General features: G+C 69.6%; 7 protein-coding genes, 1 tRNA gene and 1 pseudogene. 3 read left to right on the top strand and 6 right to left on the bottom strand.

Annotation, left to right across the window (positions count from 1 at the left end):
- Together KBY78_RS14965 and KBY78_RS14960 are read right to left on the bottom strand one after the other, a co-directional pair.
- Nucleotides 1-606 (bottom strand): TrkA family potassium uptake protein (locus tag KBY78_RS14965; RefSeq protein WP_255144305.1); only part of this gene is annotated, 606 nt, incomplete at its 3' end.
- Nucleotides 607-635: 29 nt separating this feature from the next.
- A complete protein-coding gene (locus KBY78_RS14960) occupies nt 636-1,484 on the bottom strand; it encodes a glycosyltransferase family 9 protein (RefSeq protein ID WP_037979438.1) in 849 nt (282 codons plus the stop codon).
- A gap of 78 nt (nt 1,485-1,562) precedes the next feature.
- Between KBY78_RS14960 and ispD the strand changes: the two genes are divergently transcribed.
- Complete coding sequence (ispD, locus tag KBY78_RS14955) at nt 1,563-2,252, top strand: 2-C-methyl-D-erythritol 4-phosphate cytidylyltransferase (RefSeq protein ID WP_255144304.1); 690 nt, start codon at nt 1,563-1,565, stop codon at nt 2,250-2,252.
- On the opposite strand, the gene KBY78_RS14950 is transcribed toward ispD, so the two are convergent.
- Complete coding sequence (locus KBY78_RS14950) at nt 2,249-3,178, bottom strand: LD-carboxypeptidase (RefSeq protein WP_255144302.1); 930 nt, start codon at nt 3,176-3,178, stop codon at nt 2,249-2,251. The genes ispD and KBY78_RS14950 overlap by 4 nt on opposite strands.
- Nucleotides 3,175-4,056: a 4-hydroxybenzoate polyprenyltransferase gene (locus tag KBY78_RS14945; protein WP_255144300.1), complete on the bottom strand. Its 882-nt coding sequence runs from the start codon at nt 4,054-4,056 to the stop codon at nt 3,175-3,177. The genes KBY78_RS14950 and KBY78_RS14945 overlap by 4 nt, the downstream gene beginning before the upstream one ends.
- 111 nt (nt 4,057-4,167) lie before the next feature.
- On the opposite strand from KBY78_RS14945, the gene KBY78_RS14940 reads away from it, so the two are divergent.
- Both KBY78_RS14940 and KBY78_RS14935 read left to right on the top strand, forming a co-directional pair.
- The gene (locus KBY78_RS14940) at nt 4,168-5,796 is read left to right on the top strand and encodes a Ppx/GppA phosphatase family protein (RefSeq protein WP_255144299.1); all 1,629 of its coding nucleotides are present in this window, start codon (nt 4,168-4,170) and stop codon (nt 5,794-5,796) included.
- 68 nt (nt 5,797-5,864) lie between these two features.
- Nucleotides 5,865-6,284 carry a tellurite resistance TerB family protein gene (locus tag KBY78_RS14935; RefSeq protein WP_006170306.1) on the top strand — a complete coding sequence of 140 codons (420 nt, stop codon included), beginning with the start codon at nt 5,865-5,867 and terminating at the stop codon, nt 6,282-6,284.
- 40 nt (nt 6,285-6,324) lie between these two features.
- Here KBY78_RS14935 and KBY78_RS14930 read toward each other — a convergent pair.
- Nucleotides 6,325-6,396 (bottom strand) — tRNA-Val (locus KBY78_RS14930).
- A gap of 28 nt (nt 6,397-6,424) precedes the next feature.
- Nucleotides 6,425-6,727, bottom strand: a pseudogene (locus KBY78_RS14925) (precorrin-4 C(11)-methyltransferase); the annotation flags it as partial.

Here is a 6,727-nt window from a genome sequence, read left to right as displayed (position 1 = left end):
GTAGAGATTGGCGGCGTGGCTGGGCAGGGCGGCCACCAGGCTGCGGCAGTGGTGAATGCCCGCTTCCATCAGGGTTTCATCGAGGGTGGCATCGGCCTGAAGCACTGGAAGGCCATGCTCCTCGGCGGCCTCCTTGCGGCCCTGATCCATCTCCACCACCAGCAGGGGGACGCCCTCGGCGGTGATCTGGTCGGCGATCTCCCGGCCGATGCGGCCATAGCCGCAGAGAATCACGTGGTCATTCATCGTGAGAAGCCAGCGGCGGAAGCGGAGTTCGCGCATCCGGCGGAAGTAGCCGGAATCGGTGAGCCCAAGCAGGCCCTGGATGGTCATCTGGACCACCACCAACCCCCCGGCGATCGAGAGGGTGGTGACCACACGGCCGGCCCCGGAGAGGGGCTCGGTGGTGCCGTCGCTCCAGCCCAGGGTGGTGAGGATGACCAGCACCATCCAGTAGCAGTCGCCCCAGTCCCAGCCCTCGGTGATGCGGTAGCCCGCCGCCGAGAAATTCACCAGGGCGACCAGGGCGATCAGGGGGGATCGCCAGGGCTGCCGGATCCTGGAGGAGGGAGGCCTGGGGCGTCGACGCCTGGTGGGTGGAGGCATCCGAGGCGCCGGGGTTGAAGAGGGGACGCTCAGCCCAGGCCAAGGGCTTGCAAGACGTCAGCAACATCGAGCTCGTGCAGGGACGTTGCCAGACCGAGTCCTTGTACACCAGGGCGGGAGGGCAGGCTGTCGCCGCTGCGACCCAGGGCCACCAGGGGTGTGCCGCTCAGGAGGGCGAGTTCGGTGGTGATCGGATCGCTGCTGAGCACCACGTCGGCGGCGGCCACCTGGGTGGCGCGCTCTACGGGGCTGCCATCGGGGCGGGCCTGCTGCACGCGCAGCTGGGGCAGCCGGGTCCGGATCGCTTCCGGCAGCTCCTGCCATCTCTGCGACGGCCAGTCAGGCTCTGCCGCCGTGGGCTGGGGGTCAGGAGCCAGCAGCAGCAGCGGGCCATCGCCTGCCGGCGCAGCGGCCATCGCCTTCTCCAGCGCGGTTTTGGGCAGGCTGAGGCGGTAGCTGGCCGCGTCGAGGGGCACGCCGATCGGGCGCAGCCAGGCCTCGAGCGTCTGGTTGGGCCAACCAGTCTGTCGGCTGACGATGCTGGTGGCGGAGAAGCCCCCGGTCGCGATCCGGGTGGGGATGTGGCCGAGGGACAGCATCAGATCGATCGACCAGCCGCTGCCCAGGTTCAGGCAGACCTGGAAATCGGGTTCGCGCACGCCCCCCAGCAGGTTGGCCCAGTCGGCCAGGCTCACCCCCTGATCGAAGCCATAGCCAAGAACTTTCTCCACCGCCGGCACCAGCTTCCAGGCCGCGGCCACCCCGGCGGGGCAGGCCACCTGCACCTGGGCATGGAGATGGTTGGCGACGGCGGCCACCGCCGGAATGGCCTGGAGCTGGGTTGCCATGCCGCCCGGGATCAGTACAAGAACACGCATCGGAGCGGTGGCTGGAGGGCGGCGGGCGGCCTGATTGTATGAATCTGGTCTGGTTTGTCCGCAGCGAGGGAGTCCCTTGTGCATTTGCTGATCGCCGCTGCTGGCAGTGGCCGCCGGATGGGTGCCGAGCGCAACAAGCTGCTGCTGCCCGTGGCAGGGCGCCCCGTGCTGGCCTGGACCCTGGAGGCGGCTCTCGCCACGCCTGAGATCAGCTGGATCGGGGTGGTGGGCCAGAGCCGGGATCAGGCGGAGGTGGAGGCCCTGGTGGCGGCCGCGGCGCCCGATCGGCCCGTGCACTGGATCGAGGGCGGTGACACCCGCCAGGACTCGGTGCGCCTCGGCCTGGCGGCCCTGCCGCCGGACGCTGAAGCGCTTCTCATCCACGACGGCGCCCGCTGCCTGGTGGAGCCGGAACTGATCAGCCGCTGCGCCGCTGCGGCCGCCCGGGGAGAGGCTGTGATTGCCGCGGTGCCGGTGTCGGACACGATCAAGCGGGTGGCGGCCGACGGCACCATCGAGGACACCCCCGATCGCCAGGCGCTCTGGGCGGCCCAGACTCCGCAGGGCTTTCCTCTGGCCCAGCTGCGCCGCGGCCATGCCACGGCAGCGGCCGAGGGTTGGAGTGTCACCGACGACGCCTCGCTGTTCGAGCGCCTGGGCTGGCCGGTGCGGGTGATCGAGGCCTCAGCCTCAAACATCAAGCTCACCACCCCTTTTGATCTCACCATCGCCGAGGCGGTGCTGGCTGCCCGCAGCGGCTGTTCTTAGAGCAGCAGGCTCAACTCGCCGCATTCCCCATCCAGGCGGCAGGGCACCCCCAGGGGCAGGGCGCCGTTGCCGGGCTCATGACCCACGGGCAGTCCCGCGAGGACGGGGATGCCGAGGTCGGCAGTGCGTTCGCGTAGCACTTGCTCGAGGCTGAAGCGTTCTCCGGCCGATACGGTCTCCTTGTCAGGTTCCTCACAGCCCTGGAAGCTGCCGAAGCCGATCCCAGCCAGCTGCTGCAACGCGCCGCAGAGGCGCCAGTGGGTGAGCATCCGCTCGATCCGGTACGGGGCTTCACCCACGTCTTCCAGGATCAGCACCGCCCCCCTGAGATCGGGCAGGTGTTCCGTGCCCAGCAGGTGGGTGGCCACAGTGAGATTGGCCACCAGCAATGGTCCTTCGGCCTGCCCGCCCTGCCATGGGGTTCCCTGCAACGCCCCAGGCGCTTCGCCGAAGAGCAGCCTGTGCAGCCGGTCCTGGCTCCAGGGCGGCTCGGCCGCCAGGGTGGTGACCATCGGACCATGAACTGCGCCCCGCAGGCCCCGGGCCTGCTGGGCCAGCAGCAGGGAGGTCACATCGGAGAAACCCAGCAGCCAGCCCTCAGGCAGGGGCAGCGGTTGCTCCAGCAGGCGTGCTGCGCCCCAGCCTCCCCGCACGCAGGCCAGCAGCGCGGCCGGCTCGACAGAGGCTGTCAGTTCGCCAGTGGTGGCCTCTGCATCCAGCAGCAGGTCGGCCAGGCGTTCATGATCCCGGCCGGCCAGATAACCCCAGCGGCGCTCCGGGGTAAAGGGGAGCTCCACCTTCAGTCCCCATCCCTCCAGCACAGCGATGCCCGCCTCCAGCCTCTGGCGCTCCGCCAGGGCGGAGCTGGCTGCCACCAGCCTCACCCGGTCCCCTGGCCGCAGGGGAGCTGGCAACCAGACGCTCATGCCCCGCGTCCCAGCACCAGGGCCAGCAGCAGCAGGGAGCCGAGCTGCACCTGGCGGCTGAAGTGCTCCCCGTAGCGGGAGCGCGGCGGCTGCCCCCGCAGCCGCCCGGCTTCCCGTTGCATGCCCGCCGCCGCCAGGGTCCACAGGGGCCAGAAGATCCAGCTCACTCCGGCGCCGGTGGCCGCCACCGCCAGCAGCAGGGCGGCGGCGGCATAACAGAGGGCCACCGCAGTGGCAGCGTCCTCCCCAAGGCTGATGGCACTGCTGCGCACCCCCAGGACGGCATCATCCGTCCGGTCGGCCATGGCGTACACGGTGTCGAAGCCGAAGGTCCACAGCAGCGTGGCCAGCCAGGCAAGCGGCAGGGGCCAGCCACCTCCCAGTCCGGCGGTGGCCGCGGCCCAGGGGATCAGCACGGCGAACCCCCAGCAGAAGGCCAGCACCAGCTGGGGATAGGCGAACCAGCGCTTGGCCGAGGGGTAGAGCAGCACTGGCGGCAGGGTGGCGGCCGCCAGGGCCAGGCAGAGGCCGCGGCCGGCCGCCGGCAGAGCCAGCACCACCGCCAGGGCGACCAGCAGGCAGGCCAGCAGCAGCAGCACGGCCTCGACCACTCCCACCCGGCCACTGGCCAGGGGGCGCGTGCGGGTGCGCTCCACCAAGGGATCGATGCGCCGGTCCCAGAGGTCATTGGCCACGCAGCCGGCGCCGCTCACGGCCAGGCCGCCGGCCACGATCAGACCCACCAGGGAGGGGGTTGGCGGCGCCTGGGGGGTGAGCCAGAGGGCCCAGCCGGCCGGGATCAGCAGTATCAGACGTCCGCTGGGCTTGTGCCAGCGCAGCAGCTCGAACCAACCCCGCAGGGAGGCGCGGATGTTCATCGGCGCAGGTTACGGCGCTTCGGGGCTGGGTCGGCCCGGGGCGGCGGCGTGAGGTCACTGGCTGCGTGCTTCGGTGGCAAAGTGACGCGGTCAGTGCCGGCTGGTCGCCCGATGGTCCCTCCCGACCCCGCCGCCACGGTGGCCGCTCCCGCCAGCCAGGGCCCCGGCGCTGGACTCCGGCATGTGGCGGCCATCGACATCGGCACCAACTCCATTCACCTGCTGATCGCGGCGGTGGACCCGGAATTGCGCAGCTTCCGCCTGGTGCTGGCGGAGAAGTCGACCACCAGGCTGGGGGAGCGGGATCCCGAGACGGGTGATCTCACCCCCGAGGCGATCGAGCGCGCCTTCATCGCCCTGCGCCACTGCCGTCAGCTGGCTGAAAGCCACGGGGTGGAGCAGATCCTCACGGCCGCCACCAGCGCGGTGCGGGAGGCACCCAATGGCCGCCTGTTCGTGCGGGCGGTGCAGGAGCAACTGGGTCTGGAGGTGGATCTGGGCAGCGGCCAGGAAGAGGCCCGCCTCATCTATCTCGGGGTGCTCTCGGGCATGGCCTTCGGGGATACCCCCCACCTGATCCTCGACATCGGTGGCGGCTCCACCGAGCTGATCCTGGCCGACGGGTCCGATGCCCGTGAACTCACCAGCACCCGCATCGGCGCGGTTCGTCTGCAGAGGGATTTCATCCGCGAGGACCCAATGCCGCCGGCTCGGCTCACCTTCCTGCGGGCGTTCATCCAGGGGTCACTGGAGCCGGCCGTGGAGCGGGTGAAGCGTCAGCTGCGGCCAGGGGAAGTGCCGGTGATGGTGGGCACCAGCGGCACCGCCACGGCCCTGGCTGCCCTGGTGGCCGCCGAGCAGGAACGCACCCCCCTGCGCCTGCAGGGATTCCGCATGAGCCGGGAGCAGATCGATCAGCAGGTGAACCGGCTGACGACCCTGACGCCGGAGCAGCGCCGCTCCCTGCCTGCGATCAATGAGCGCCGCGCTGAGATCATCGTGCCGGGGGCGCTGGTGCTGCAGCAGGCGATGGCGATGCTGCAGGCCGGGGAGATGGGGATCATAGAGCGGGCCCAGCGCGAAGGCCTGATCGTCGACTGGATGCTTCGCCACGACCTGATCGTCGAACGCTTCGCCTACCAGAGAGGCATACGCCGGCGCACGGTGCGCCAGCTGGCCCAGCGCTATGGCGTCGATCAGACGCGTGCGGATCGGGTGGCTCAGCATGCCCTCAGCCTCTACGACCGTTGCCGCGGGGTGCTGCATCACGACGAGGGCGAGGGGCGGCAACTGCTCTGGGCCGCGGCGATGCTGCATGGCTCAGGCCAGCACATCAACATCGGCGCCTACCACAAACACAGCTGGTATCTGATCCGCCATGGCGACCTGCTCGGCTACTCCGAAACCGAGCAGCTGATGGTGGCGGCCATTGCCCGCTACCACCGCCGCAGCCTCCCCAAGAAGCGCCACGAGGCCTGGCTGCTGCTGCCGGGGCGTGAGCAGAGGCGCACCGTCAACGCGATGGCGATGCTCCTGCGGCTGGCTGCTTCCCTCGATCGCCGTCCCACACCGGCGGTGGCAGGCCTGCGCATCTCCTGCAGCACCAGTGAGCTGAGCATCGGGCTCGAGCCGGCCTCAGCTCTTGACCTGAGCCTGGAGCGCTGGAGCCTGCAGGGGTGCGCCGAGCCCCTGGCGGAGGCCACAGGGGTGAGGTTGCTGGTGGAATCCGACGGTCGGTAGCGATGACGACCGCAGAACCGGCCCTGCTGTCGCCATGACAGAGGCAGGACATTCCTGTTGCCAGTTCCATGGATTCTCCGACCGCCTTCGTGGCCGTGGCCCTTGCCGCCGTGTCCTGGGATGGGGTGCTCACCCGCGCCGGTTCCCGGGCCCTGCGCCACTCGCTCGACTACCGCGTGCCCTTCAATCAGATGGGGGATGCGGCGATGATTCAGCTGTTCGACCGGTTGCTGGCTGATCTGCGCAGCGATGGGGCACCGATCCTGATGGCCCGCGCGGCGTTGCAACTTGATCCCCACGAGCGCCGCACGGCCTTTGCGGTGGCGGCTGAGATCATGCGCTCTGATGGGCCATTGGTGGCCCAGGAACAGCAGATCCTCGCTGATCTTGCGGCTCAGCTGGAGATTGAGACCAGCGAATCAGCCCGGATTCTTGAGGTGATGGACATCCTGCATGCCGAGCTGGTCTGCAGTCCGGTGGCAGCCTGATCCTGCGCAGTCAGCCGCAGCTCAGACCTGAATTAGAGAATGGGCGATACTGGATTCGAACCAGTGACCCCTTCCGTGTGAAGGAAGTGCGCTACCGCTGTGCTAATCGCCCGCACCCGTTGATCTTAAAACACGGCGGTTCAGCCCTCTGCCCCCCCTGCAGCGGTGGCCGCTCGGAACAGATGATCATGGCTGGCGGAGTACAGCCGGGAGCGGGCCTGCTCAGGGGCGGCCAGCGCTGGGCTCACCAGATAGAGGGTGGTGCGGATCAGCTGTCGCTCCCGGCTCACGGCCGCCATCTGCTCCAGGGGCACCACCTGCAGCCACTGATCCGGCCAGCTCACCCGGTAGCCGATCGCCACCGGGGTGTCGGCGGCGTAGTGCTCCAGCAACTCCTGCTGCACCGACTCCACATGGCGGGCGCTCAGGTACAGGCAGAGGGA

It is taken from the genome of Synechococcus sp. EJ6-Ellesmere, assembly GCF_024345875.1.
In the GTDB taxonomy this organism is placed as follows: domain Bacteria; phylum Cyanobacteriota; class Cyanobacteriia; order PCC-6307; family Cyanobiaceae; genus Regnicoccus_A; species Regnicoccus_A antarcticus.
The sequence above is the reverse complement of the archived record's forward strand: the minus strand, read 5'-3'. Positions and strand labels throughout refer to the sequence as shown.